Origin of the sequence: Lacticaseibacillus parakribbianus (assembly GCF_025490915.1) — a bacterium.
Classification (GTDB): domain Bacteria; phylum Bacillota; class Bacilli; order Lactobacillales; family Lactobacillaceae; genus Lacticaseibacillus; species Lacticaseibacillus parakribbianus.
The window spans coordinates 16736-41356 of sequence record NZ_JANQBA010000018.1; the positions used below are offsets into that span (position 1 = coordinate 16736).

The 24621-nt window shown below is 62.4% G+C and carries 20 protein-coding genes; 13 read left to right on the forward strand and 7 right to left on the reverse strand.

Going from position 1 to position 24621, the window contains the following annotated elements; all coding sequences use genetic code 11:
• The first annotated feature begins 8 nt into the window (after positions 1-8).
• From NUH19_RS12140 to NUH19_RS12165, 6 genes are all read left to right on the forward strand, one after another.
• Entirely contained in the window at positions 9-491 is a 483-nt protein-coding gene (locus NUH19_RS12140; RefSeq protein ID WP_262316814.1) for a GNAT family N-acetyltransferase, read from the forward strand.
• On the forward strand, positions 491-934 hold the full coding sequence (locus NUH19_RS12145) for a GNAT family N-acetyltransferase (RefSeq protein ID WP_262316815.1): 444 nt from the start codon (positions 491-493) through the stop codon (positions 932-934). Before NUH19_RS12140 ends, NUH19_RS12145 begins: the two co-directional genes overlap by 1 nt.
• Before the next feature lie 34 nt (positions 935-968).
• Positions 969-1754 carry a tyrosine-protein phosphatase gene (locus NUH19_RS12150; RefSeq protein ID WP_262316816.1) on the forward strand — a complete coding sequence of 262 codons (786 nt, stop codon included), beginning with the start codon at positions 969-971 and terminating at the stop codon, positions 1752-1754.
• Between the two features lies 1 nt (position 1755).
• Positions 1756-2253, forward strand: a complete 498-nt coding sequence (locus NUH19_RS12155) for a GNAT family N-acetyltransferase (RefSeq protein ID WP_262316817.1) — start codon at positions 1756-1758, stop codon at positions 2251-2253.
• 318 nt (positions 2254-2571) lie between these two features.
• The gene (locus NUH19_RS12160) at positions 2572-3036 is read left to right on the forward strand and encodes a flavodoxin (RefSeq protein ID WP_262316818.1); all 465 of its coding nucleotides are present in this window, start codon (positions 2572-2574) and stop codon (positions 3034-3036) included.
• Between the two features lie 65 nt (positions 3037-3101).
• The gene (locus NUH19_RS12165) at positions 3102-7376 is read left to right on the forward strand and encodes a 2-hydroxyacyl-CoA dehydratase (RefSeq protein ID WP_262316819.1); all 4275 of its coding nucleotides are present in this window, start codon (positions 3102-3104) and stop codon (positions 7374-7376) included.
• Positions 7377-7782: 406 nt separating this feature from the next.
• Here the strand turns inward: NUH19_RS12165 and NUH19_RS12170 are convergent, their stop codons facing one another.
• The 3 genes from NUH19_RS12170 to NUH19_RS12180 form a co-directional block, all read right to left on the reverse strand.
• Complete coding sequence (locus tag NUH19_RS12170) at positions 7783-9264, reverse strand: hypothetical protein (RefSeq protein WP_262316820.1); 1482 nt, start codon at positions 9262-9264, stop codon at positions 7783-7785.
• A gap of 625 nt (positions 9265-9889) precedes the next feature.
• On the reverse strand, positions 9890-10480 hold the full coding sequence (locus NUH19_RS12175) for an NAD(P)H-dependent oxidoreductase (protein WP_262316821.1): 591 nt from the start codon (positions 10478-10480) through the stop codon (positions 9890-9892).
• A 68-nt stretch (positions 10481-10548) separates the two neighbouring features.
• On the reverse strand, positions 10549-11094 hold the full coding sequence (locus tag NUH19_RS12180) for a Crp/Fnr family transcriptional regulator (RefSeq protein WP_262316822.1): 546 nt from the start codon (positions 11092-11094) through the stop codon (positions 10549-10551).
• Between the two features lie 219 nt (positions 11095-11313).
• On the opposite strand from NUH19_RS12180, the gene NUH19_RS12185 reads away from it, so the two are divergent.
• Positions 11314-11574, forward strand: coding sequence for a hypothetical protein (locus NUH19_RS12185; RefSeq protein ID WP_262316823.1), 261 nt, complete (start codon positions 11314-11316; stop codon positions 11572-11574).
• A 189-nt stretch (positions 11575-11763) separates the two neighbouring features.
• On the opposite strand, the gene NUH19_RS12190 is transcribed toward NUH19_RS12185, so the two are convergent.
• From NUH19_RS12190 to NUH19_RS12205, 4 genes are all read right to left on the reverse strand, one after another.
• Positions 11764-13227, reverse strand: a complete 1464-nt coding sequence (locus tag NUH19_RS12190; protein ID WP_262316824.1) for an ABC transporter substrate-binding protein/permease — start codon at positions 13225-13227, stop codon at positions 11764-11766.
• Positions 13228-13645: 418 nt separating this feature from the next.
• Positions 13646-14497, reverse strand: a complete 852-nt coding sequence (locus NUH19_RS12195; protein ID WP_262316825.1) for a helix-turn-helix domain-containing protein — start codon at positions 14495-14497, stop codon at positions 13646-13648.
• An 11-nt stretch (positions 14498-14508) separates the two neighbouring features.
• A complete protein-coding gene (locus tag NUH19_RS12200) occupies positions 14509-15111 on the reverse strand; it encodes an NADPH-dependent FMN reductase (RefSeq protein WP_262316826.1) in 603 nt (200 codons plus the stop codon).
• Between the two features lie 134 nt (positions 15112-15245).
• Complete coding sequence (locus tag NUH19_RS12205; protein WP_262316827.1) at positions 15246-16097, reverse strand: AraC family transcriptional regulator; 852 nt, start codon at positions 16095-16097, stop codon at positions 15246-15248.
• 193 nt (positions 16098-16290) lie between these two features.
• Between NUH19_RS12205 and NUH19_RS12210 the strand changes: the two genes are divergently transcribed.
• From NUH19_RS12210 to NUH19_RS12235, 6 genes are all read left to right on the forward strand, one after another.
• Positions 16291-17595 (forward strand): PTS sugar transporter subunit IIC, encoded by a 1305-nt coding sequence (locus NUH19_RS12210; RefSeq protein WP_262316828.1) that lies wholly within the window; start codon positions 16291-16293, stop codon positions 17593-17595.
• A gap of 33 nt (positions 17596-17628) precedes the next feature.
• Positions 17629-18078: a DUF3284 domain-containing protein gene (locus NUH19_RS12215; protein ID WP_262316829.1), complete on the forward strand. Its 450-nt coding sequence runs from the start codon at positions 17629-17631 to the stop codon at positions 18076-18078.
• A gap of 107 nt (positions 18079-18185) precedes the next feature.
• On the forward strand, positions 18186-20432 hold the full coding sequence (locus NUH19_RS12220) for an alpha-galactosidase (protein ID WP_262316830.1): 2247 nt from the start codon (positions 18186-18188) through the stop codon (positions 20430-20432).
• Position 20433: 1 nt separating this feature from the next.
• Entirely contained in the window at positions 20434-22461 is a 2028-nt protein-coding gene (locus NUH19_RS12225) for a beta-galactosidase (RefSeq protein WP_276580330.1), read from the forward strand.
• Between the two features lie 46 nt (positions 22462-22507).
• On the forward strand, positions 22508-23512 hold the full coding sequence (locus NUH19_RS12230) for a GDSL-type esterase/lipase family protein (RefSeq protein ID WP_262316831.1): 1005 nt from the start codon (positions 22508-22510) through the stop codon (positions 23510-23512).
• Positions 23513-23578: 66 nt separating this feature from the next.
• Positions 23579-24457, forward strand: coding sequence for an ROK family protein (locus NUH19_RS12235; protein ID WP_262316832.1), 879 nt, complete (start codon positions 23579-23581; stop codon positions 24455-24457).
• Positions 24458-24621: the final 164 nt, after the last annotated feature.

Sequence of the window (24621 nt, forward strand, 5' to 3'; positions counted from 1 at the left end):
GGGGTTACATGATTCGCGAGATGCAAGAATCAGACATTGCGGCGATCAACGCCGGCTTCGCGGCGATGGGCTGGCCGCAGCGGCCACGGGTGCTGGCGCAGTACTGGGCCGAGCAGCAGGCCGGCTCGCGGCGGGTGTTCATCGCAGAAATTGACGGCCAAGTCGCCGGCTACCTGACGCTTTTGCCCAAGGCGCTGCACGGGCCTTGGGCGGGGCAGCTGCCGGAGCTTGCCGACTTCAACGTGTTTGCGGCCTTTCGCCAGCACGGCGTCGGGACCGCCTTGATGGCCGCCGCGGAGCAGGCGGCGGGATTGCCAGTGACGCTTGGCGTCGGCCTGCATCCGGGCTACGGGCCGGCCCAGCGCCTGTACGTGCGGCGCGGTTACGTGCCGGACGGCTCCGGGGTGTGGCTGGACGGCAAGCGGCCGGTCGCCGAAGATACGGTGGCGCCGGTGGCCGATCTGGTGTTGTACATGAAGAAGGTCCAGTGATGGAGTTTTTGATCAAGGAGACGGCGGCACTGACGCCCGGTGAGCTGTTGACGATTTTGGCGGCTCGCACCAAGGTGTTCGTCGTTGAGCAAAACTGTGCCTACCAGGAGGTCGACGCCCGTGACTTTCAGGCGGTTCACGTGCTGCTGAAAGACCACGGCGAGCTGGTCGCCTACGCACGAATCGTGCCGTGGCCGGCCGGTGGGGCGATCAGCTTCGGCCGGGTGCTGGTCGTGGCCGAACAGCGCCACCGCCACTTGGGCCGGCGGCTGGTGGCGGCGACCTTGGCGGAAATTGCGCGGCGGGACCCGGGGCAGCCGGTTCGCATTCAGGCGCAGGCCTACCTGCAGGAATTCTACGCGGGGTTTGGCTTCACCGCGACGTCGGCGGTTTACCTCGAGGACGGGATTCCCCACCTGGACATGGTCCGGTCAGTCGGGTAGGGTATAGGTAGTCTACAAAAAGGAGAATCAGGATTTGGTCCAACTACTGAACATTCATCACGGCTACAATTTCCGCGACCTGGGTGGCTACCGCACGGCTGACGGCCGCGTGGTGGCCGGCCACCGGCTGGTGCGAGCCGGCAAGCTCGACGAGTTGTCCGAGCGCGACCAGACCTTCCTGGCCGCTCACGGCGTCACCACCGACCTGGATTTTCGCTCGCCGGAGGAGCGCGAGGCCGCGCCCGACCGGCTGCCGGTCGGGGCGACCTACGACTTCAACCCGGTTTTCCCCTACGACAAGACCCAGGTGACTAAGTCCTGGGCGGAGGAGCAGGCCGAGTTCGCCTTTGACCCCCAGGGCGGCTACAAAAACATGCTGAAGACCTACCGCGAATTCATCACCAACGACACCTCCAAGAAGGCCTACCGCCACTTCTTCGACCTGCTGCTGGCCTCAACCGACGGCGCCGTGCTTTTTCACTGCTCGGCCGGCAAGGACCGCACGGGGATGGCCGCGGTGTTCGCCCTGGCGGTGCTGGGGGTCCCAGAGGCCACGATTCGCGAGGACTACCTGGCGACCAACCAGTACGTCGGCGGCCAAAAGGCGAAGGTGATTGCGGCGGCCAAGCAGGAAGGCGCCAACGCCAACATGCAGCAAAGCCTCGCCGATCTTTGGATCGCCCGGCCCGAGTACCTGGACGCGGCGCTTGCCACCATCAACGCGGCGTTTGGCGGCATGGCGCAGTACCTGAGTGCGGGACTGGCGCTGTCGCTCGGCGAGCAGGCCGACCTCAAGCAGCTTTATTTGAAGGAGGCGTGACATGCTAACTTTCAAACCCGTCAGCGCGATGTCCGACCGCAAGGCGGCGCTGGCCCTGTACCAGGCGGCGCCGGATTACTTTCGCCTGACGCACCAGCCGGCGCCGACTCGCGCGACGGTGACTTCGGACCGGCTGGCCAAGCCGCAGGACGCGCCGGCCGAAGCCAAGCACTACGGCCTGCTGCTTGAAAATGCCGTGCCGGTCGGGGTCTTGGACCTGCTGGTCGGCTACCCGGATGCCGGCACCGTCTACATCGGCCTGCTGCTGTTCGCCGAGCCTAACCAGCACCGCGGCCTGGGGCGCCAGGCGGTGGCGCAGCTGGCCGAGCGCTTCAAGGACTACCAGCGGCTGCGCGTCGCCGTGGTCGACGACAACAAGCCGGCCGCCGCGTTCTGGCAGGCCCAAGGCTTCGTGCCGGTCAGCGCGACCACCACGGACCTGGGCGACCTGAACGTCGTGGCCGTGACCATCATGGACAAACCGCTTGCCGCCAAGTGAAGGGCGACCCGATGACTCGGGCCGCCTTTTGCGTGGGTCGGCGCAGGGCCGGTAGTTGCGCATTTTCTGAGGCCGGGCAGGGGCCCAGCGCCCGGCCGGTGAGCCGGGGCAGATGGCGGCCAGGGCTCGGCGAGCCGGTGGCCGCAGCGGTCGCCCATCCGGAGGGCTGCGGCAAGGGCCGGTGAGCCCGGCCGGCCCGGGCCCAGGCAATGTGACATTTTGTGCAAAAGGGCACAAAAATGTTGCGCGGTCGGCAACATCGGACTATCGTATGAGTAAGTACTCACCACATTTAGGGCAGTGCCCAAGGAGGACAACATGGCATCAGCATTGATCGTCTACGCCAGCCTGACTGGCAACAATGAACTCATCGCCAACCACATCAATGAGCGGCTGGAGGCGGCCGGGTACGACACCGACGTGCAGGAGATTTCCCAGGCGGTGGCCGAGGATTTCCTGGACGTCGACTTGTGCGTGGTCGCGTCTTACACCTACTCCGGCGTGACCGATGGCGAGCTGCCGGACGAGGCGCTGGACTTTTACGACGAGCTGCAGGAACTCGAGTTGCCCGAGCAGGTCTTCGGCGTGGCGGGGTCTGGCGACACCGCCTACGAGCGCTTCTGCACGGCCGTCGAGATGTTCACGGCGGCCTTCAAGGGCACCGGCGCCACGCAAGGCGCGGCCAGCGTCAAAATCGACCTGGAGCCTGAAGAAGAAGACCTGGCCAACCTCGACGCGTTCACGGATTCGCTGATCGCGGCCGTCGCGGCCAAGGGGAAGTAGACACAACGCGCTGCCGCGCCCGAAGACGCCGGTGGCAAGGCGTCCTCGGGCGCCCAGGAGGAAGTATGGCACAACATTGGATCGGCGGCATCGACGTGGGGTCGACCACCGTTAAGCTCGTCGTGATGGACGAGGCGCATCACACCCAGTTCGCCCGGTACGAGCGGCATTTTTCAGACGTCAAGGCGGCCAGCCACAAGATTATCGAAGAGGCGATTCACGAACTCGGCCCGTTGACGCACCTGTCGTTGACCATCACGGGCTCTGGCGGCATGGGGCTGGCGAACCTGCTGAAGCTCAAGTTCGTTCAGGAGGTGATCGCCTGCACCAAAACGGTCGAGACGCTGATTCCCCAAACCGACGTGGCAATCGAGCTGGGCGGCGAGGACGCGAAGATCACGTTCTTCGGCGCCAGCCTCGAGCAGCGCATGAATGGCTCCTGCGCCGGCGGCACCGGCGCGTTCATCGACCAGATGGCGACCCTGCTCAAGGTCGACGCCGACGGGCTCAACGAGCTGGCCAAAGACGCCAAGGTGATTCACCCGATCGCCAGCCGCTGCGGGGTGTTCGCCAAAACCGACGTGCAACCTTTGATCAACGACGGCGTGGCCAAGGCCGACATCGCCGCCAGCATCTTCCAGGCGGTGGTCAACCAGACCATCTCCGGGCTCGCCGCCGGCCACAAGATTCGCGGCAACGTCGCCTTCCTCGGGGGGCCGCTGTATTTCATGGACCAGCTACGCGAGCGCTTCATCACCACGCTGAAACTGACGCCGGAGCAGGTGGTGTTCCCGGCCGACCCGCAGCTGTTCGTGGCCAAAGGCGCGGCGTTTTACGCCGCAGACCAGCCGCAGACCACGCTGGTCGCTTTGCTCGATTCCCTCGAGCACGGCGACGATTCGGCCATGCGCCCGGCGCATGCGCTGACGCCCTTGTTTGAAGACGACGACGCGTTGCAGGAATTCCGCAAGCGCCACGCAACGGCGCGGGTCGACACCCGCGACCTGGCGAGCTACCAAGGGCCTGCCTTCTTGGGCATCGACGCGGGGTCGACCACGACTAAGGTGGCCCTGATGAGCGACGACCGCAAGCTGCTGTACACCTACTACGACAGCAACGACGGCGATCCGCTCGAGAAAACCAAGCAGATCATGCGCGACATGTACCAGAAGTTGCCGGCCGGCGTCACCATCGCCAAGGCTGCGGTGACGGGCTACGGCGAGCACCTGATCAAAAACGCCTTGATGGTGGACATCGGCGAGGTCGAAACCGTCGCCCACTACCGCGCGGCCAGCTACTTCCAGCCGGACGTCGACTTCATTTTGGACATCGGCGGCCAGGACATGAAGGCGATGACCATCAAGAACCACGCGTTGTCGACCATCAAGCTCAACGAGGCCTGCTCCAGCGGCTGTGGCTCGTTTTTGGAAACTTTTGCGACCAGCCTGAACTACAAGATTCAAGACTTCGCCCAGGCGGCGCTGTTGGCCAAGCACCCCAGCGACCTGGGCTCGCGCTGCACCGTGTTCATGAACTCCAAGGTCAAACAGGTGCAAAAAGAAGGCGCGACAATCGGCGACATCGCCGCCGGCCTGTCCGTGTCGATCATCAAAAACGCCTTGTTCAAGGTGATCAAGATGCGCAAGCCGTCGGACATGGGCCAACACATCGTCTGCCAAGGCGGGACCTTCTACAACGAAGCCGTGCTTCGCGCCTTCGAGCAGATCGCCGGCGTCAACGTCATCCGGCCCAACATCGCCGGGCTGATGGGCGCTTACGGCGCGGCCTTGATCGCCCAAGACGCCGCGGCGGCCGGCGACCACACCACGATGCTTGAGCCCGCCCAGATGGATAATCTGACCTTCACCAAGGAGTACATGCACTGCGGGGGCTGCGAGAACAACTGCGCCTTGACCATCACCGTGTTCAACGACGGCCGGCGCTTCGTCACCGGCAACCGCTGCGAAAAAGGCGAGGCCCGGGGCCTCAAAGAGCGCTTGCCCAAAGACAACGGCAAGGTCAACCTGGTGCAGGAGAAGTACAACCTGCTGTTTTCCTACAAGCCGATGCGAAAGAAGCTCGCGGTTCGCGGCACGATCGGCCTGCCGCGGGTCTTGAACATGTACGAGAACTACCCGCTGTGGCAGACGTTTTTCACCCAGCTGAAGTTTCGCGCGGAGCTGTCGCCCAAGGGCTCGGCGGCCCAGTACGAAAAAGGGATGGAAACCATCCCCAGCGACACGGTCTGCTACCCGGCCAAGCAGGTTCACGGCCACATCCAGGCCCTGATCGACAAGGGCTACCAGCACATTTTCTACCCGGCGGTGGTCTACGAGGTGACCGAGTCCCAGCAGGCCCAAAACCACTTCAACTGCCCAATCGTTCAAAGCTACCCGGCCGTGATCCGCAACAACGTCGACGAGATTGCCTCGGGGCAAGTCGACATGCGCTCGCCTTACTTGAACCTGGCTGATCACGCCGGCACCGCGGCCAACTTGTACGAGTGCCTGCAAGACTTCGGCGTGACCAAGCAGGAAGTCACGGACGCGCTTGAGGCCGGCTACAAGGAGCTCGCCCACTTCCACCAGCAGATTCAAAACCGCGGCGAGGACACGCTCAAAATGCTGATGGCCACCGGCGAGCACGGCATCGTGCTGGCCGGCCGCCCGTACCACCTGGATCCAGAGGTCAACCACGGCATCTCCCAGCTGATGACCGCCGAGGGCTTCCACGTGCTGACCGAGGATTCGATCGCCCACCTCGGCGACGTCGCGGGCCTGCGCGTGGTCAACCAGTGGGTCTATCACAGCCGGCTTTACGCCGCGGCCAAAATCGCGGCCAAGACGCCACAGCTGGAATTCGTCCAGCTCAACTCCTTTGGCTGCGGTATCGACGCGATCGACGCCGATCAGGTCGAGGAGATTATGGACCGCTACAACCGCCTGTACACCAGCCTGAAAATCGACGAAGGCACCAACATGGGCGCGATCCGCATCCGCCTGCGGTCGTTGAAGGCCGCCGTCGCCGAGCGCGAAGGCCGCCACATCCTGCCGCAAAAGCTGGCAGAGGCGCCGGAGCCGGTGGACTTCACCAAGGCGATGGCCCAAAGCGGCTACACGCTGCTGTTGCCGATGATGTCGCCGATTCACCAGGCCGGCCTGGTCGACGTCGCGCTTCAGGCGTCGGGCTACAACGTGGTCAACTTGCCGATGGAAGACCGCAAGGCGGTCGACGTCGGCCAGCAGTTCGTCAACAACGACGCCTGCTACCCGGCGATTATCTCGATCGGCCAGATGCTTGAGGCCCTGCAAAGCGGCAAGTACGACCTGAACAAAACCGCGGTGATGATGACCCAAACCGGCGGCGGCTGCCGCGCGACCAACTACATCCCGCTGATTCGCAAGGCCCTGAAGGACGCCGGCTTCGAAAACATCCCGGTGGTCTCCTTGTCTTTGGGCAACCAAGGCGTCGAGGAGACGCCAGGCTTCAAGTTCACGCTGCCGCTGTTGCGGCGCGTCGCCATCGCCTTTTTGTACGGCGACTTGTTCGAGCGGGTGGTGTACCACACCAGGCCTTACGAGGTCGAGGCCGGCGCGGTCGACAAGCTGCACCAAGACTGGCTGGACCTGGTTCGCCCGTCGATTGAAAAGGGCAGCTTCCACGAGTTCAAGAAGAACGTCGCCCAGATCGTCCAGGACTTCGACACGATTCCGCTCACCGCCGCGGTCAAACCGAAAGTCGGCCTGGTCGGCGAGATCCTGGTCAAGTACTCGCCAATCGCCAACAACGACCTGGTTCGCCTGCTGGAGCGGGAGGGGGCCGAGGCCGTGGTGCCGGACATCGTCGGCTTCATGAACTACTCGCTGTACAACCAAGTCTTCAAGTACGACCACCTCGGCGCCAAGGCTTCGGCCAAGTGGTTCGGCGAGTTCGCCATCCAGGTGATTCGCTGGTGCGAGCTGCCGATGCAAAAGGCACTGAAGGCGTCCAAGCGCTTCGAGGGCATCGAGGCGATCGAAGACATCGCCCATGACGCCAGCAAGGTCTTGAGCCTGGGCAACCAAACCGGTGAAGGCTGGTTTTTGACCGGCGAGATGATCGAGCTGCTGAAGTCCGGGGTGCCGAACATCATCTGCATGCAGCCGTTCGGATGCCTGCCTAACCACATCGTCGGCAAGGGCATGGTCAAGGCGTTGCGCCAGCAGTTCCCAGGCGCCAACATCGCGCCGATCGATTACGACCCCGGCACCAGCGTGGTCAACCAGCTCAACCGCATCCGGCTGATGCTGGCGACGGCCAACAAGCACCTGGCCGAAAGCCAGGCGGTGGCCAGCCGCTAGCGGCTGGGGGCCAAACAAGAACGGCCACTGCGCGAATTGCGCGGTGGCCGTTTTTGGCGTGGTTGAGTGGTGTCGTGGCTGGTGTGGCTAAGGCTGTGGCGTGGCGGAGACTTGGCTGAAGCGTGGTTGCGGTATGGCTTTGCCGTTACGTGTCCGGGGAAACCCAGCGGCGCAAGGCGGCGAGGCCGGGGTCGGCGTGGCACGGCCGGCGGTGGTCAAGTGATCAGTCGTCGGTGGTCCGGTGAATCCAGCGGTCCGGGGCGGCGTGGTTGCGGTGGCCGGCCGGCGGCAGCTTGGCTGTCGCGTGGCGGCTGGCAGAGCGGCGTCTCACTCTCCCTGGTTGGACGTGGTGGCCTGGGCGGCGTTTTGCTGCCACCGGCCGAACAGCTGGTGGCGGTAGGCGGCATCACCCAGTTGCGCGGCGTCGATGGCAAGCAGCGGCAGCATCACCCCGTCTTCTTGGGTTTCCTGGTCGGTGATGCGGTCTAGAAACCACGCCGGGGCGGTCAGCGCCCGGTACTTTTTGGTGAAGGCCTGCCAGGCGCGTCGCTGCCTGGTCAGCCAACGGCGGGTCGGCCGCCGGACGAAGCGTGGCCAGCGCCTTGCGGTAGGCGGCAAAGTCGAGTTGGCCTGCCGCCAGCTTGGCCGAAAGCTGGGCGTAAGCGGGAAGAATCGGGTCGCCAAAGGTCGCGAGGGATTGATCGAGCAGCCGGCGCAGGTGATGCAGCACCTGCTTTTGGGCGCGGGCAAGCGCGGCCTGTTGGGCAGGCGCCACCACACGCACCTGCGTCAGGGTGCCGGTGAGGGTCCCTTGGTAGCCCGGCGTCAGCTGCAGGCGAGCCAGGGCGGCGTCGTAAACCAGGCAGGTCGCAAAGTGCGGGTTGAAGTAAGCACCGGTGCCATCCGGTGCTTGCGGCGGCAGGGCGAAGTCGGACACGGTGGCCGCCAAGGTGTCCACTGGCGTGAGGGGACCGGTCGCAGGGGCCGCGCATACGGTTCGGGCACGTTGCACGGTGATGGTCAATGACACTAGGGTTGAAGCGGAGACTCGGGACTGCGCAGCGGGCGATGCGGGGGCCAGCGCCAGTGTGGGGATGGCTGGTGACGCAAGCGGCGTGGCAGCGTCAGTTGGAATGGCCGCTGTGTGCGGTGGGAACACCGGGTTTTGGTTAGTGATTCTGCGTAACAGCTGTGTCAGATAAGCCGGATCTTGAAGGCGTGCCTTGACCAAAGAGATTTCCGGTTGCCTGCTGTTTGGTGGTGTTGGGGTCGCGAGGTGTTTTGTGGTTAGATGACGGACGTCGGTGATTAAGAGGTGTTCCGGTGCAAGTGATGCCCGTTGCTGGTACACGCTGCGAATCGCCTGTACCTGGGCCAGCTGGACATGATGGAGGCCGCGTTGGTAGGGGGCAGGCAGCGGTCGGGCCAACCGCCACATCTGTTCTTGAAATCGATTAAATGAGAGTTGGTGGTTGAGGTAACGACTCAACGTCGCAGTTAACGGACGACGATTGATTGCACGGGGCAATTGGGTTAACCAGCGTTGGGTGTGCGCGACCACACGGCTGTGAAAGCGTTGTTCTACAAACCGGAGGCGTGAGTCGGCATCATGGCCCCGATACTCGTAGCATGGAATCACTCGGCCGGTGAGCTGAAGGATGTCGCCAACCTCCCAAATGAATTTACCAAACCGTGACGCCTCAGGATGAAAATCGAGATACGCCAGTGTCGGTGGGAAGGTTAGTGTGACGTCGCCGTGTACCACTTCGGTAACGGAGACGACTAGCAATTTTGGGTTGGTAATCTCAAGAGACTGATTGAGAAGCTTGCCTGAGAAGCCACCGACAATCTGAACGGTGAAACGGGGCTGTTTTTCACGTTGTTTCAATGTCATCACCCACTTTGGCTTTTGATGTTAGTATAAACGCGATTGGTTGGAATGTAACGTCATGTGCTTACGCGGATGAAACAGGTAACATATCGACGAACCCTCAAGGGGGAAATAATCCATTAATCCTGATGCAGCGCTGTTTTGGCGCGGTGACCGCGATCATCATCATTTTTTTACAGTGTGAGTCAAAAAAGTTGACGCCAAATTGGTCCGGTGTTAAGCTACACTCGAATGATTGTTCAAGTGCGGGGATGGCGTTGTGGCCGCAACGCTGGCACCTCTGCCGCATAGGGGAACGATCCGGAGCGCAAGCGCCTCTAGTACCCCACCCATGCCAAGCCGCAGTGTAGCGCCACACGGCTTTCAAACGTACACGTTTTAGTGCAACTCCCCCGCCTTAGGAGGAGATACCAGGGTAAAGGACTTTTCCACCCCACGAGTCGCTTCAAGCTGGGACCTACTCGCATCGCGAGGTAGCTGCGGCCCCGACGAGACCGGTGGGTACCACCACGGTAAGACGAAGCCAGAATCCTAGCCAAATAAGGCCGAAGCCACCGCACTCACAGGGTGCGGTGGCTTCGACGCGCCCGTCGCAGGTTGCGGCGGGCTTTTTGGTGATGGGTCAGCTCCGCGCCCCGATGCGCTCGGCTTGCCGCAACCAGGCTTGGCGCTTGGCCGCCTTGCTTTTTTTCACCATGTTGCAACTGCACCAAGACACGTGCCTGAGTCCCATTTTTTGGAACGTGCCACGGACCAAGGCGCGTTGAATGGCGTTGCCGAACACCCAGCGGTACAAGGACTGGGGGGTGTTCATCGTGGTGATGATGGTGGTGGACTTTAGGCGGGTCAGGCGCGAGCGCATGCCCGTACCGCTCGGCGTGTAATCGAAAGTTTCACCGGGAAAGACGACCTTGTCGATGAAGCCCTTCATCATGGCCGGCATCAGCTCCCACCAGATGGGGAAAATCAACACCAGGTGGTCGGCGGTTTGGAGCCGGCGAATGTAGTCTTGTGCTTGGGCGTCTTGCGCCTGGTGCTTGAGAAAACCGATTAAATCTGCGCTGTGCATCACCGGGTCGAAGTGGTCGGCCTCCAGGTCGATCACGTCGACTTCCTGACCGGCGGCACTGGCGCCTTGCTGAACGGCTAACATCAGTGCGTGGCAGAAACTGCCGGCGTAGGGGTGACAGGTGACAATAATGGTTTTGGCCATGTAACGAACCTCCAATTGGTTGATGAGGTTAGTTTAGTGGACCTTTTGCACGGCGGCCTTAACAAATGTTAAGCGCCCGACTCTTTTTTGATGCGGCTGCGAATGCGCGACAGCGACACCGGCGTGATGCCGAGGTACGAGGCCAGCTCGTGCTGGGGGACGCGGGCGACCAGCGCCGGTTCTGTTGCCAGCAGGGTGCGAAACCGCTGCTCCGGGGATTGCTCGATGCGGTTCAAAAAGTAGCGGGTGTAAGCGATGAAGCGGTGGCAGATGTGGTTCGTGAAGGCCGCCATCAAAGTCGGCTCAAGGTCTAACACGCGCTGCAACGCGGCTGCGTCGACGGTAACGACGGTGGTCGGTTCAATCGCCGTGATGGCAAAGAGGCTGGGCTTTTTCAGGTAAAAGCTCTCAAAGGAAGCGACCACCTGGTCCTCAAAGAAGAACTGGACGGTGATGTCGCGACCGTCGTCGTTGTGCCACAGCCGGACACCGCCTTGTTCGATGAAAAACAGGTGCTGCGCCGGGTCACCTTCGCGCAGGAGGTCGGCACCGGCGGCGTAGTGCCTGCGCTGGCCCAGGCTGCGAATTTGGTCGCTGAAATCTGTGATTGCCATAGTTTGCCTCTCTTTGTAGGGGATAGTGACTTGAGTATACGCCTGCACTGCGTTGTCGGGTACATCATCTGGCGGCGACTACCGTGATGAGGTCTGACGCGACCGATTATTGACCCGCTAAATTATACTTCTTGTATCCGCTTACAATCAGTGGCATAATGCGCTTAGAGGGGTGGCATGGGCCGCCCGAGGCAAAGCGGCATGCGGGAGGTGCGAGCGATGGCTTGGTTGATGTGGGTTGTGTTGATCGGGGCAGCGGTGATTGTGGTTCAAGACGTGCAACTGGCACGGTTTTCGGCCAGCATTCCGCGCGATCCCGCCGAGCTTGAGGCGGTTGCGCGGCGGCTGACCCAAGAGCGTGGCTTCGGCCAGACGCAGGCGATTCGGGCGTTGCAAAAGGCCTTTCCGGGCCTGTCGGTGGTGGCGGCCCAAGGCATCGTCGACCGGGTGCTTTTGGAGCAGCCGCGCCAGGTGGCCTGACCATGCGCCACAGACGCGACAAAGACGCGACAAAGACGCGACAAAGACGCGACATAGACGCGACATAGACGCGACATAGACGCGACATAGACGCGACATAGACGCGACATAGACGCGACATAGACGCGACATAGACGCGAAAAACAGGCGACCGCACCCGTGGGGGTTCGGCCGCCTGTTTTTGTGCGGTTATTCGGCGTGGTGCAGCTTTTTTTCGAAGTGGCGCAACAGCCGCGAGAGGCCGAAGGTCAGGATGAAGTACAGGACCATCGCGATGGTGATCGGCAACACCCCTGAGTAGGTGTCGGCCTGAACCACGCGCAGCTGGTAGATCAAATCGGCGACGCCGATGATCGAGACGATCGAGGTCTCCTTGATCAGCGAGATGAACTCGTTGCCAAGCGCCGGCCAGATGTTGGCCAACGCCTGCGGCAAGACGACGTAGCGCATCGTGGCCTTTTGGCTCAGGCCCAAGGACCGCGCGGCCTCGCTTTGACCCTTGGCGATCGACTCGATGCCGCCGCGGAAGACCTCGGAGACGTAAGCCGCCGAGTTGAGGCCCACGGCCAGGGTGCCGGCGACCACCGCGGAGATGTCGTAGAACATGCCGATGCCAAAGTAGATGAACATCACCTGAACCATCAAAGGCGTCCCGCGGACGAACTCGACGTAGGCGGTGAAAAGCGCCTTGAGCACCTTGATGTCACCCAGGCGAACGAAGGCGATCACCGCGCCGAGCAGGGTGCCGATCACCACGGCGACCAGCGAGATGCCGACGGTGTAGGCGACGCCCTTGGCGAAGTATGGCCAGTAGTGCCACATCGACTTGGTCGCGTTGGTCTGGGCGATCGCCTTGCCGGCGTCTTTGAGGTAGACCTTGTTGAACAGGTCCTTTTTTTGGACCTTGGCGATGGTCTGGTTGACGGCGGCGGTTAGGCTGGTCGCGCCCTTGGGCAGCGCGATCGCGTTGCCGGCCTCGTCGGCTGAGACTGCGAACTTGCCGTCGATGGCGGCCAGGCTGCTGTCGCTTTGGGCGTAGGCGATGGCCGAGGCGGAGTCTTTGACGATCGCGTCGATTTTGTGGGCCTTCAGCGCCAACACCAGATCCGCGGCGTTCTCCATCGTCGTCAGGTCGGCGCCTGGCATCTGCTGCTTGACCAAGGTGGCGGCGGTGCTGCCCAGCACCGCCCCGACCTTTTTGCCCGAAAACGAGTGGCGGTCCTTGTAGTACCCCTTGTCGGCCTTGTTGACGATGAGGTACTGCTTGGAGACGTAGTAGTTGTTGGAAAAATCGACGTGGGCCTTGCGCTCGGGCGTCGGTGAGAAGCCGGAGAGGATCATATCGACCTTGCCGGTTTCAAGCGCGACCAGCAGCGAGTCAAAGGACATCTTCTTAATCACCAGGCGAACGCCGAGGTCTTTGGCAATCTGCTTGCCCAGCGCGATGTCCATGCCGACGATTTTTTCCTTGCCGTTCTCGTTAATGGTGAACTCGTAGGGCGGGTAGTTGGGCGAGTTGCCCATGATGAGGGTGCCCTTGGCCTTGACTTGGGCCAGCGAGTCGTCGCTTGCGGCCTGCACCGGCTGGGCGGCCAGGCCGGCGAGGCACAGCAGCCAGGCGAACAGCCAGATGAGAATTGATTTGGGTTTCATGCGGTCTCCTTCTTTAAAAAAACATTACGCCCACTATACAACGTCATGGAATAATATTCAATAAAAATTCAGATGCGATCGTTCGCCGCGCCAAAAAGGGCGGTCGCTTGGCGACCGCCCGGCTGGTGCGGCGACGTGGTTCGGTGGTGCGGTGGCGCGGCCTTGGCGCCGGCGCCCGGCCTGCTGCGCTGCGTCTGCGCTTTGCAGTGGCGCGGCGACCGCAGTGGCGCGTCAGCCTTGGCGTGTCGGCCGTGGCGTGTCGGCCGCGGTCGCGCGTCGGTCGTGGCGTGTCAGCCCTGGTGCGTCAGTCGTGGCGCGTCGGCCGTGGCGCGTCGGCCGCGGTCGCGGGGCGGTCGGACCACGGGCCACCCGCAGCCACCTCGGATTTGCCACCTCGGATCCGCCGTTTCGGGCCCGGTTACGCCTCGCCTCCGTCAGCGCCTGGCTCGCTCGCCTTGGCCGCCCGGTACTGCGACGGGGTGAGGCCGGTGTAGTGCTTGAAGTGGCGATCGAAGCTGGCGGGGTTCTTGTAGCCCAGCGCCGCCGCGATGTCGTTGATGCTTTGGTCGGACAGGGTCAGCATCTTTTTGCCCTGGTTCATGCGAATGAAGCGGACCTCCTCGGAGAAGGGCTTTTGGAACAGCTGGTGGCACAGCCGCGAGAAGTAATTCGCCTCGTAGCCAAAATGCGCCGCCGCCGCGTTCAGGGTGACGCGGTCGATGTGCTGCATGATGTAGTTCAGGATGCTGCCGGCCTGGCGGTCCTTGGGGGTGTGGCGCAGGTCGGTTTCGGGAAAGTCCGACTCGATGATCATCATCGCGTTGAGGTCGGAGCGCGACAGCTCGGTCAAAAGCAGGTGGGCGACGGTTCCTTCCTGATAGGCCAAAAGGTCGTCTTGCGGCGTCGTGCGAATCAGCCGGGCCAGCTGGGCGCAGTAGCCGTTGGTCAGCGCGTGGTCGATGCGGCGAAACACGATGTGGGCGGTTTCCGTCGACGCCAGCATCGCGTGAATCAGTTCGTTGGGGCCAAAGCTCGCGTCTGCGGTCAGCGGCACGGTGAAGTAGCGGGCGTTCAAGGGCCCGGTGGTCGGTGCCAGCGTGAAGGGGCCGTTGGGCCGCAGCAGCGCGATGTCGCCGGGCTTGAGAATCGCCTGGCGCGACGCCAGGTGAAGCGTCGCCCCGGTCAGGCACTGCAAAATGCCAAAGGGGACCTTCCCGCCGAGCGGGGTGTCGATGGTGATCGGGTCGGAGCCGGATAATTCGGTGTACATAATGCCTCCAGTCAGGCGTTCAACGGCCGATAGGGATGGTCGTGCGACAGCCGCGCGTAGAATTCAAGCTCGTGAAAGGCGACGGCCAGTCGCTTGGCGTAAGCCGCGCTGGTTGGCACGGTCGCATCCAGCCGCCCGTCCGGCAAAAAGTTGCGGTCGCACCCGGCCAGCAGCACGGGCTTGGGCAGCACCAAGGCGTCGAGCATTCGCAGCACGTTGACCATGCTTTCGGCGGCCATGATGCCGCCGGTTTCGTCGTGCGAGTAGGTCACAATTTGCAGGGGCTTGCGGCTGATCTCTTGGCCGACGTAATCCAACGCGTTTTTAAGGGCGCCGGTCATCGCGTGGTCGTACTCGGGGCTGATGATCACGTACCCGTCCTGGGCGGCCAGCGCCGCCAGCCACGCCGACTCGCCGAACACCAGGTTTTGGACCGGTGAATCCGCCGGGGTCTCCGCGTGGTCGTACAGCGGTAGGGGAAAGTCGTGCAGGTCGATCCAATCGAACCGCACGTCGTCGTGGTCCGGGAAGGCCGCCTGCAGGTAGGCGAACAGCTTGCCGCCGATCGATTGGTGGCGAATGGTGCCGAGAATGATGCCGAGCTTCAAAGTCATGGTGAGGTCCTTTCTGAGACGGAATGCATTGCCTCTAATATACGCGTTGTCGCGGAGGTCGGAAAGGCCCGGCGGTCGCTCCGCGGAGGCGAGGCCCCGGCCGGCCCCCGCCCGGCGGCTTGACAGCGTGCGATCTAGCCCTCGTGCTGCCGGGCCCGGTAGCCAGTCGGGGCCTCGCCGTACAGGCTTGAGAAGGCCTTGGAGAAGGAGAACTGGTTCTCGTACCCGACGGCTCTGGCGACGACTTGAATCGGGAAGTCGGTTTCGCGCAGCAGCTGGGCGGCCTGGTCCATGCGGTAGCGTTTGATGTAAGCTTGAGGGGAGCGGCCGACGCGCTTGGTGAACAGGCGGTGCAGGTAGGTGCGGTCGATGTGCATCACCGCCGCGAGGCTGGCGACGGAGATCGGCTCGCTGTAGTTTTGGGAGATGTAAAACAAGGCGTACTCGACCAGCTCGCGGTGCGACATGGTCGTGGCGGTGTGCTGGTTGGGGTAGTCGGTGGCCAGTCGGTACAGGAACTCGAACAGCCGCCCGGTCATGATCAGGTTGCGGTTTTCGCGGTGGTTGGAGCCTTCGATCACCTGGTTGGCCGCTCGCAAAATCGCGGAGTTGAACTCAAAGTCAAACAGCGGGGCGGCCGACGATAGGGCGGTGCCGGCCATGTACTTGGCCGCGCTTTGGCCGGAAAAGCCGACCCACAGGTAGGTCCAAGGCTTCTCGTGGCTGGCCTTGAAGGTGATCAGGGTGTTGGGCTCGATCACAAAGCCCTGCTTGGGGCCCAGTTGGTATTGGTGGTCCCGCACCGTGTAAGTTCCCTCGCCGTTCAAGACGAAGTAGATCATGTAGCCGGACCGCACGGTGGGTCCGTAGGCGTGATCGGGCTCGCAGGCCTCGCTGCCGCAGGTGTAAACGTTGACGTCCAGGTTGAACGTCCGGTTGGTGTTGGAAAAATCGTAAATTCGGGGATTTTCGCGAGTTGTCGACATTTGGACATGCCTCCTCAACATTTGCATATATCGGTTTTAAGTGTAAGCGGTTAAGATGGGTCTTGTAAATCGATTTATTCAAAAACATTTTTTCGTGAGTACCCGCACTGCGTTAGGCGGCCATCTCGGCCAAGATACCGGCCAACGCGGTGCGGCGGCACCCAACGCCATTATCAATTAGGAGGCACATCGCATGAGTATGCAAGATGTGATGACAGAAAAAGTCCTACCAATCGCGACTAAGCTGTCAGAAAACAAGTTCTTGTTAAGTGTTCGTGATGGGATGATGGTTGCGTTCCCGGCCACCATGTTCGCATCCATCATGATCATCATCCAAAATCTCCCCACGACCTTCAGCTTCGCCAAGTTCCTGCCGAAAGTTGTAACCGATTTCCTGAACAACTTCCTCGGCCCCATCAGTAACGCGACGATGAACATCACGGCGCTGTTCGTGGTCTTCGGCATCGCCTACCACCTGGCCGGCAAGCTCCACGCCACCCAGCTTTACGCCGGCGGCATTTCGCTGGCGGCCTTCGCCTTGCTTTTGCCCATCATGACCAACAAGACGAGCTCTTACATCGACATCAACTACCTGGGCTCCAAGGGCATGTTCGTCGCCATCATCACGGCGATCGTTGCCACCGAGATCTTCGCGGCACTTGAAAACGCGAACATCACGATTAAGATGCCGGAATCCGTTCCGCCTGCTATCGCGACGTCCTTCACCGCGATTATCCCCGGTTCCGCCTCGCTTCTGGTCTTCACCACGGTGCGTTACCTGTTCACCTTCACCAGCTGGGGCAACGCGTTCGACTTCATCTACGACATTCTCCAGACCCCACTGCAGGGTATCGGCGCCACGCTGCCGGCAACATTAGTCGTGGGCTTCTTCTCCCAGTTCCTGTGGTGGTTCGGGATTCACGGCACCTTGGTCGTCAACTCGGTGGTTCAGCCGATTTACGACGCCCTGGCGCTGCAAAACTACAAGGCCTACTCCCTGGGCCAGCCGATTCCCCACATCATCTGCACGACCTTCATGGGGGTCTTTGAAATCACCGGCATGATCCTCGGCTTTGCCCTGGCCATGGGCTGGGTCTTCGCCCGGTCTGCCCGGATGAAGAAGACCATGCGCATGGTTGCCGTGCCGGCGTTCTTCAACATTTCCGAGCCTGTCACCTTCGGCCTGCCGATCGTGTTGAACCCGACTATCTTCATTCCTTGGGTCCTCGGCCCAATGGTGATGATCACCATCGGCTACGTCGCCATGGCGATCGGCCTGGTGCCAAAGCCAATCGGCGCCACGGTTGTCTGGTCCACGCCAATCTTCCTGTCCGGCTGGATTGCGGTCGGTTCCTGGAAGGGGGCCGCGCTGCAGCTGGTTCAAGTTGCCGTGTCGACCTTGATCTGGGTGCCGTTCCTTCAGGTACTTGATAAGCAGTTCCTGAAGGACGAACAAGACGGCGAAAAGGAACTCGAAAAGGCCGCCGCCGCCAAATAAACGATTAACCCTAACTTGCAATGGAGGTACCCCATGCCACTGAAGCCGATGACTTACACGACCACGCTGCACACGCCGCTTGAGGCGACTTACGCCACCGTCTACGCGCAGCAACTGAAGTATTTTCAACACTTCGATCCGGCCATCACCGCACTCGGCTCGGGTGTTGCCGTCGATTCCGAGATGCGAACCAAGGTGCAACAGGCCGAAGTGCCGACGCACGTCGAGGTGCTTGAAGTCGTTGACAACGCGGTGATCGCCACCAAGGTCTCCTACAGCCAAGGTGAGATCATCACGCGCTACGAATTCGCGCAGGCCCCAGACGGCACCAAGTTGACCTACTCGGAGCAAAACAGCTTCACCAAAAACCGCCTGACCACTAATTTCTGGCTCGTCGGCTGGGTGTACACCTTCATGTACAAGCACAATCTGAAGCGCCGGATGCAGGCCATCGAGCAGCTGACTCAAGCTGCCGGGCATTAGCCGCACTTCGTATCGGGCCACCGGGCTGCAAGGGCCTGGTGACCCGTTTTGCTTTGAATTGCCCAATTCGACCGGCCGCAGCGCGGCCGGCTGCCAACAGAAAGTAGATGAGACCACTGCTTAACGTCATCGACAACCGAATCTTTCACCTTCACAACGATTCCGTCAGTTACATTTTGTACCTGCTGCCCAACAACCAGCTCGGTCACCTGTACTACGGGCCGCGGGTGACCGCCACCGCCCAGACGCTTGAGGCGTACACCAAGCTTGAGAGTAAGTCCGGTGGCACCGTGCATTTTTCCGCCGAAAACACCATGTTCACCCTGGCCGATCAGCTGCAGGAGTACCCGGTTTACGGCACCTCGGACTTTCGCCAAGGCGCCATTGCCGCCACCCGCGGCGACGCGCCGCTGTACCTGAACTTCACGTACCAGGGCTTTGCCGAAAGCCACGAGAAGCCGCGCAACCTGGCGCTGCCGGCCAGCTTCGGGCAAGCCGGGCAGGTGACGGTGTTGACCGTCGACCTGGCCGACGCGGCCCACGGGCTGACGCTGCAACAGCATTACGCGATGTTTGACGACAGCGCCGCCGTCGTGCGGTGGCAAACGGTGACCAACGTCGGGGATGCGGCGCTGACGCTGACCCGGGCGCTGTCAGGCGGCCTGGACCTGCCGACGGCCGACTACCGCTTCGTGCAGCTGTCCGGCAACTGGGCCCGGGAGCGGCACGTCAAGTCGCGGCCGCTGGCGCAGGGGACGACTGCGATCGAATCGCAGCGCGGCGCCTCCAGCCACCAGCAAAACCCGTACGTCGCGCTGCAGGCCGCAGACGGGACGCTGCAGTCGGGTGAGGCCTTTGGGTTCAACCTGATCTACTCCGGCAACTTCCAGGCCTCAGCCGAGGTCAACGAGTGGAACCAGACGCGCTTCATGATCGGGCTGCACCCCGACCAGTTCGCCTGGCGCCTGGACCCGACCACCAGCTTCACCACGCCCGAGGCCGTTGTGACCTACAGTAACGCCGGGCTGGCCGGCCTCAGCCGGACCAACGCCGACTTCGTTCGCAACCACGTGATCGCGCCAATCTGGCGCGACCGGCCGCGGCCGGTGGTGCTCAACTCCTGGGAGGCGGCCTACTTTGACTTTGACACCGAGAAGCTCCTGAAGCTCGCCGCCGCCGGCAAAAAGGTCGGCATCGACTGCTTCGTCTTGGACGACGGGTGGTTCGGCCACCGCGACGACGACCGCTCGAGCCTCGGCGACTGGCAGGTTTACGCCAAGAAGTTCCCGCACGGCATCGACGGCTTCGCCCAGTCGATTCACGACCTGGGGCTGCAGTTTGGCCTGTGGTTCGAGCCCGAAATGATTTCGCCGCGTTCCAATTTGATAGCGGTTCACCCCGACTGGGTGGTGGCACCACCGCACGAGCGGCGTGCGATCGGGCGCAACCAGTACGTGCTGGACTTCGCCAACCCGGCGGTGGTCGACAACCTGTTTGCGCAGATGTCCAAGGTGATTGACGCGACGCACTTGGAGTACATCAAGTGGGACATGAACCGCAACATCACCGAGGCCTACTCGCAGTACTTGGCCGCGATCGGCCGGCCGCAAGGCGAGTTCTTCCACCGCTACATCCAAGGCGTCTACCGCCTTTACGCCAAGTTGTTGACCGCCTATCCCGACGTCTTGATTGAAGGTTGTGCCGGCGGCGGCGGCCGCTTTGACCTGGGAATCCTGTTTTACTCGCCGCAAATCTGGGTGTCCGACGACTCCGACGCCGTCGAACGCCTGAAGATTCAAACCGGCACCGCCTTGGGCTACCCGCTGTCTGCGATGAGCAACCACGTCACCGCCGTGCCCAACGGCCAGGTCAACCGCACCACGCCGCTTGAGACGCGCTTCAACGTCGCGCTGTTCGGGACGCTGGGCTACGAGCTGGATTTGACCCAAGAACCCCAAAGCGTGTTAGACGCGATCGCCGCGCAGATTCGGCTGTACAAAAAGCTGCAGCCGCTGGTTTTGACCGGCGACTTCCACTTCCTGCGAACGCTTGAAGACGGCGAACACAACACCGTGGCCTGGGCGATTGAGGCGGCGGATCACAGCCGCATCGCCTTTGGCTTCTACCGGCTCTTGGCCAACCCCGACGGCAACGCCGTGGATCGGCTGCGCCTGCCGTTCGTCGATTCGCAGGCGTCCTATTCGATCAGCGGCCGCGCCGTGCCGGTGTCCGGGGCTGTGCTCAAGCACCTGGGGCTGCGCCTGCCTTACGAGTTCAACGGGCCCAACCAGGCCGTCGCCGAGCTCGCCGGTGATTTTCAGTCCAAGCTCTTGATTCTGACCAAGGAGGGGTAACATGCGCTTTGATGTCGATGCCCGGCTGCTGCACGGGGGGGACTACAATCCCGACCAGTGGCTGGATTACCCGGCTGTGCTGCAAGAGGACCTGAAGCTGATGCAAAAGGCCCACATCAACACCGTGACCTTGGGGGTGTTCGCCTGGTCGGCGCTTGAACCCGCCGATGGCCAGTTCGAGTTCGGCTGGCTGGACAAGGTCTTTGAAGACGTCAACGCTCGGGGCGGCAACGTGATTTTAGCCACCCCAAGCGGGGCGCGGCCGCAGTGGCTGTCCGAGAAGTACCCGGAGGTCAACCGCGTCGACGACCAGCTGCGCCGCCACACCCACGGCTTCCGCCACGATCACTGCTACACCAGCCCCGTCTACCGCCAGTACGTCGCGCGAATCGACCGCGAGCTGGCCAAGCGCTACGGCCACAACCCGGCGCTTGCGATGTGGCACGTCTCCAACGAATTCTCCGGCGAGTGCTTTTGCGACCTGTGCCAAAACGCGTGGCGCGACTGGCTGCGCCAAAAGTACGGCAGCCTGAAGGCCGTCAACGACGCCTGGCTGATGAGCTTTTGGGGCGGCACCTACTCGGCCTGGGAGCAGATCAAAACGCCCAACGCCTTGGGCTCGACCAAGGTTCACGGCATGGCGCTGGACTGGAAGCGCTTCGTGACCGACCGCACGATTGATTTTTACGACGCCGAGGTCAAGGTGCTACGGGCGGCCAACCCGGCGGTGCCGGTGACCACCAACTTCATGGCGGAGGGGCCGGGCCACGACTTCATTCCGCTTGAAGGCATCGATTACGCCAAGTTCGCCCAGCACGTCGATCTGGTGTCCTGGGACGCCTACCCGCAGTGGAACAACAACTTCGAGCCGCTGGCCGAGACCGCGCTGAAAACGGCCTTCGTTCATGACACGTTCTACGGCCTGAAGAACCAGCCGTTTCTGGTGATGGAGGCCACGCCGTCGCGGGTCAACTCGCCGGTGGCCAAGGCCAAGCGACCGGGCGTTCACGCGCTGAGCTCCTTTCAGCAGATCGCGCATGGCTCGGAGGGGAGCCTGTACTTCCAGTTCCGCCAGGCCCGGGCCAACTCGGAGAAGTTTCACAGCGCCGTGGTCGGCCACGACGGCGACGCCAACAACCGCGTGTTCCGCGAGGTCGCGGCCTACGGGGCCCGGCTGGCGGCGCTTGACGGCGTGAAGGGGAGCAAGCGGGTGGCCCAAGTCGCCATCGTCTACGACTGGCAGAGCCTTTGGGCCCAAAAGCGCGAGGCGGCGTTTGGCCGCGACCGCAAGGCCTACTTCCAGACGCTTGAGGACCACTACGCGTACTTTTGGCAGCACGACATTCCCGTCGCGATGGTGCCAAGCGACCACGACTTCAGCGGCTATGACCTCGTGATCGCGCCGATGCTGTACGTGATGACCAAGGACTTGGCCAAGCGCTTGAGCGACTACGTTCAAGGCGGTGGCACCCTGGTGTCCAGCTACTTCACCGGCATCGTCGATCCCACCGACACCGTGATTCTCGGCGGCTGGCCACGCGTCTTGCAGCGGCTGTTTGGGATTCACCCGCTGGAGTTCGACTCGCTGTACGAAGGCGAGCACAACGCCGTGGCTTACGGCGAGCAGTCGTATGAGACGACGCAGTTCGCCCAGGTGCTTGAGGCCACCGGGGCCCGGGTGCTTGGCACCTACCAGCGCGACTTTTACCAGGGCAGCCCGGCCGTGACGGGCAACGCCTTTGGGGCGGGGCAGGCCTACTACATCGCGCCTCGCACCGGCCGCGACCTGCTGGCGGCGCTGTACCAGCGGGTGGCAGCCGCGCTGGGCTTTTCGCCAACGCTGGTGGCGGCCGCCAACCCGGTGGTGTCCGTGCAGGCCAGAGGGTCGTATTACTTTGTGATGAACATGAGCGCCACCGTTCAGACGATGACCACGACCGTCGCGACCACCGACGCCGAAGACGGCAGCGCCGTGGCGGCCGGGGCCTTGACCCTCGCACCGTACGCGGTGCGGGTGTTGCGGCAGTGAATAAGCGCGACCGGTGGGAACCGGCCGCGTTTTTGGGAGGAAAACAATGGAATACCAAAACATGGACCTGCACAACGTCGCCCGGGTGTTGCCCAGCCCCCACGGGGTGCTTTTGGACCGGGCCGACGCGGCAATGTTCGCCGCACTGGACGAGCCGGGGACCCACACCTCCAATAACGACTCGGGCGTCGAGCTGCGCTTTGTGATGACCGGCGACACCGCCCAGATCACGCTGCAGGCGCAAGAAGCTGAGGAGCTGCAGGTCGCGTACGTGATGCACGGCTGCTTTCAAGGCACCTACCAGGAGACCAACCTGCTTTTGCACACGACGCCGACGACGCTGACGATTCACCGTCCAGCCAACCTGCCGCGGCTGCAAGAGGTCGCGGCCGCCTTGGGTCAGCCCTTTGATCCGGCGGTGGTGCGGCTGTGCCTGCCGTACTGCCGCAACTGGCTGATCGACGTCCAAGGCGCGATCCGGCCGCCGCGGCCAAGCGAGGTGCCGAGTGCGACCTACCTGGCTTACGGCTCCTCGATCACCCACGGGACTCTGGCGGTGACGCCGATGGCGACCTACGCCCAGCAGACGGCCACCAAGCTTTCCGCCGACCTGCTCAACTACGGCTTTGCGGGGTCGGCGCGGCTGGAACCCGGGGTGGCCGACGCCTTGGCTGGCCGCAGCGACTGGGATTTTGCCACGCTGGAGATGGGCATCAACATGCTCGGCGGCTTTTCGGTCGCCGACTTCCGCGCCCGGGTGCGGCGCTTCATCGCGCCGTTTGCCGAAGACAAGCGGCCGGTGTTGGCCTTTGACATGGTTGCGACCGATTACCCGGAGGACCCGGCCAAAGTCGACCAGTTCCGCCAGGTGGTGCGAAGCGAATGCGCAGGCAAGCTGCCTTACGTCAGCGGCCTGAAGCTGCTGCCGGACCTGTCCGGGCTTTCCGCCGACCTGCTGCACCCAAGCATCGCCGGCATGACCACGATTGCGGCCAACCTCACGACCCAGCTGCGGCCGCTGTTGCGCGGCCGGACGGACTGGCTAAATTAAAGGTGAGCGAATTCGGTCTTCGTGCTAGAATAGAAACCGGATTCAATCAATCGTGAAATGAGGGTGATGACGATCACAGAAACTCGTCTTGGCAGTATCGAGGCCGGCGGCACCAAGTTCGTGCTGGCGGTGGCCGATGAACACTACAACATCTTGCAGACCAAGCGCATTCCAACCACCACGCCGGAGGAGAACCTGGCGCAGTGCGTGGCCTTTTTCAAGGAATTCCCGGTCGCGGCACTGGGCATCGGGAGCTTCGGCCCCATCGATGTCAAAAAGGACTCCGCCACTTACGGCCACGTGCTGGCAACCCCGAAGCCGCACTGGGAAGGCGCCGACGTGGTCGGCACGCTGAAGGCGGCGCTGAACGTGCCGATCGCGTTCACCACCGACGTGAACGCCTCGGCCTACGGTGAGTACTCGGTCGGCGCCGGCAAGGACGTCGATTCGCTGGTGTACTTCACCATCGGCACCGGCATCGGTGGCGGCGCGATCCAAGACGGTCACTTCATCGGCGGCCGCGCCCATGCCGAGATGGGTCACGCCCTGGTCGTGCCGTACCCCGGCGACGATTTTGAAGGCGTCTGCCCGTTCCACGGCAACCGCTGCTTTGAAGGCATGGCGGCCGGCCCGTCGATCGAAAAGCGCCTGGGCATCCCGGGCGAAAAGGTGCCGCGCGACAACAAGGTGTTCACCTACATCAGCTACTACGCCGCGCAGCTGGCGCTTGATGCCTACCTGAACCTGGCCCCGGCCAAGATCGTGTTCGGCGGCTCCGTCCTGAGTGAGGCCGAACTGCCGAAGGTGCGTGACTTCTTCAAGCAGCTCAACAACGGCTACGTTCAGACCCCACCGTTGGAGGACCTGATCGTCTTGAGCCAGGTCCCGAACAACGGCTCGGCCACCGTCGGCGACTTCGCCATGGCCCAGGCCCTGCTCGACTAAAACATTGGCTCTTCGTCAAGTGGAGTTGATACAGATTTATAAGAGTGCCTGGACCTTAATTGGTCTGGGTGCTCTTTTATTAGTGCCATTTGGTTTGAACCAGACGCGTTCCAAGAAAATGCGGTTGATGAAGTTCATCCAGTTCTTATACCCGTATGCTGTGT

What these genes read in the sequence shown, in the direction of transcription:
- NUH19_RS12140 (WP_262316814.1), top strand. Translation starts at nt 9, where the DNA reads ATGATTCGCGAGATGCAAGAATCAGACATTGCGGCGATCAACGCCGGC.
- NUH19_RS12145 (WP_262316815.1), top strand. Translation starts at nt 491, where the DNA reads ATGGAGTTTTTGATCAAGGAGACGGCGGCACTGACGCCCGGTGAGCTG.
- NUH19_RS12155 (WP_262316817.1), top strand. Translation starts at nt 1,756, where the DNA reads ATGCTAACTTTCAAACCCGTCAGCGCGATGTCCGACCGCAAGGCGGCG.
- NUH19_RS12160 (WP_262316818.1), top strand. Translation starts at nt 2,572, where the DNA reads ATGGCATCAGCATTGATCGTCTACGCCAGCCTGACTGGCAACAATGAA.
- NUH19_RS12165 (WP_262316819.1), top strand. Translation starts at nt 3,102, where the DNA reads ATGGCACAACATTGGATCGGCGGCATCGACGTGGGGTCGACCACCGTT.
- NUH19_RS12175 (WP_262316821.1), bottom strand. Translation starts at nt 10,480, where the DNA reads ATGGCCAAAACCATTATTGTCACCTGTCACCCCTACGCCGGCAGTTTC.
- NUH19_RS12180 (WP_262316822.1), bottom strand. Translation starts at nt 11,094, where the DNA reads ATGGCAATCACAGATTTCAGCGACCAAATTCGCAGCCTGGGCCAGCGC.
- NUH19_RS12185 (WP_262316823.1), top strand. Translation starts at nt 11,314, where the DNA reads ATGGCTTGGTTGATGTGGGTTGTGTTGATCGGGGCAGCGGTGATTGTG.
- NUH19_RS12190 (WP_262316824.1), bottom strand. Translation starts at nt 13,227, where the DNA reads ATGAAACCCAAATCAATTCTCATCTGGCTGTTCGCCTGGCTGCTGTGC.
- NUH19_RS12195 (WP_262316825.1), bottom strand. Translation starts at nt 14,497, where the DNA reads ATGTACACCGAATTATCCGGCTCCGACCCGATCACCATCGACACCCCG.
- NUH19_RS12200 (WP_262316826.1), bottom strand. Translation starts at nt 15,111, where the DNA reads ATGACTTTGAAGCTCGGCATCATTCTCGGCACCATTCGCCACCAATCG.
- NUH19_RS12205 (WP_262316827.1), bottom strand. Translation starts at nt 16,097, where the DNA reads ATGTCGACAACTCGCGAAAATCCCCGAATTTACGATTTTTCCAACACC.
- NUH19_RS12210 (WP_262316828.1), top strand. Translation starts at nt 16,291, where the DNA reads ATGAGTATGCAAGATGTGATGACAGAAAAAGTCCTACCAATCGCGACT.
- NUH19_RS12215 (WP_262316829.1), top strand. Translation starts at nt 17,629, where the DNA reads ATGCCACTGAAGCCGATGACTTACACGACCACGCTGCACACGCCGCTT.
- NUH19_RS12220 (WP_262316830.1), top strand. Translation starts at nt 18,186, where the DNA reads ATGAGACCACTGCTTAACGTCATCGACAACCGAATCTTTCACCTTCAC.
- NUH19_RS12225 (WP_276580330.1), top strand. Translation starts at nt 20,434, where the DNA reads ATGCGCTTTGATGTCGATGCCCGGCTGCTGCACGGGGGGGACTACAAT.
- NUH19_RS12230 (WP_262316831.1), top strand. Translation starts at nt 22,508, where the DNA reads ATGGAATACCAAAACATGGACCTGCACAACGTCGCCCGGGTGTTGCCC.
- NUH19_RS12235 (WP_262316832.1), top strand. Translation starts at nt 23,579, where the DNA reads ATGACGATCACAGAAACTCGTCTTGGCAGTATCGAGGCCGGCGGCACC.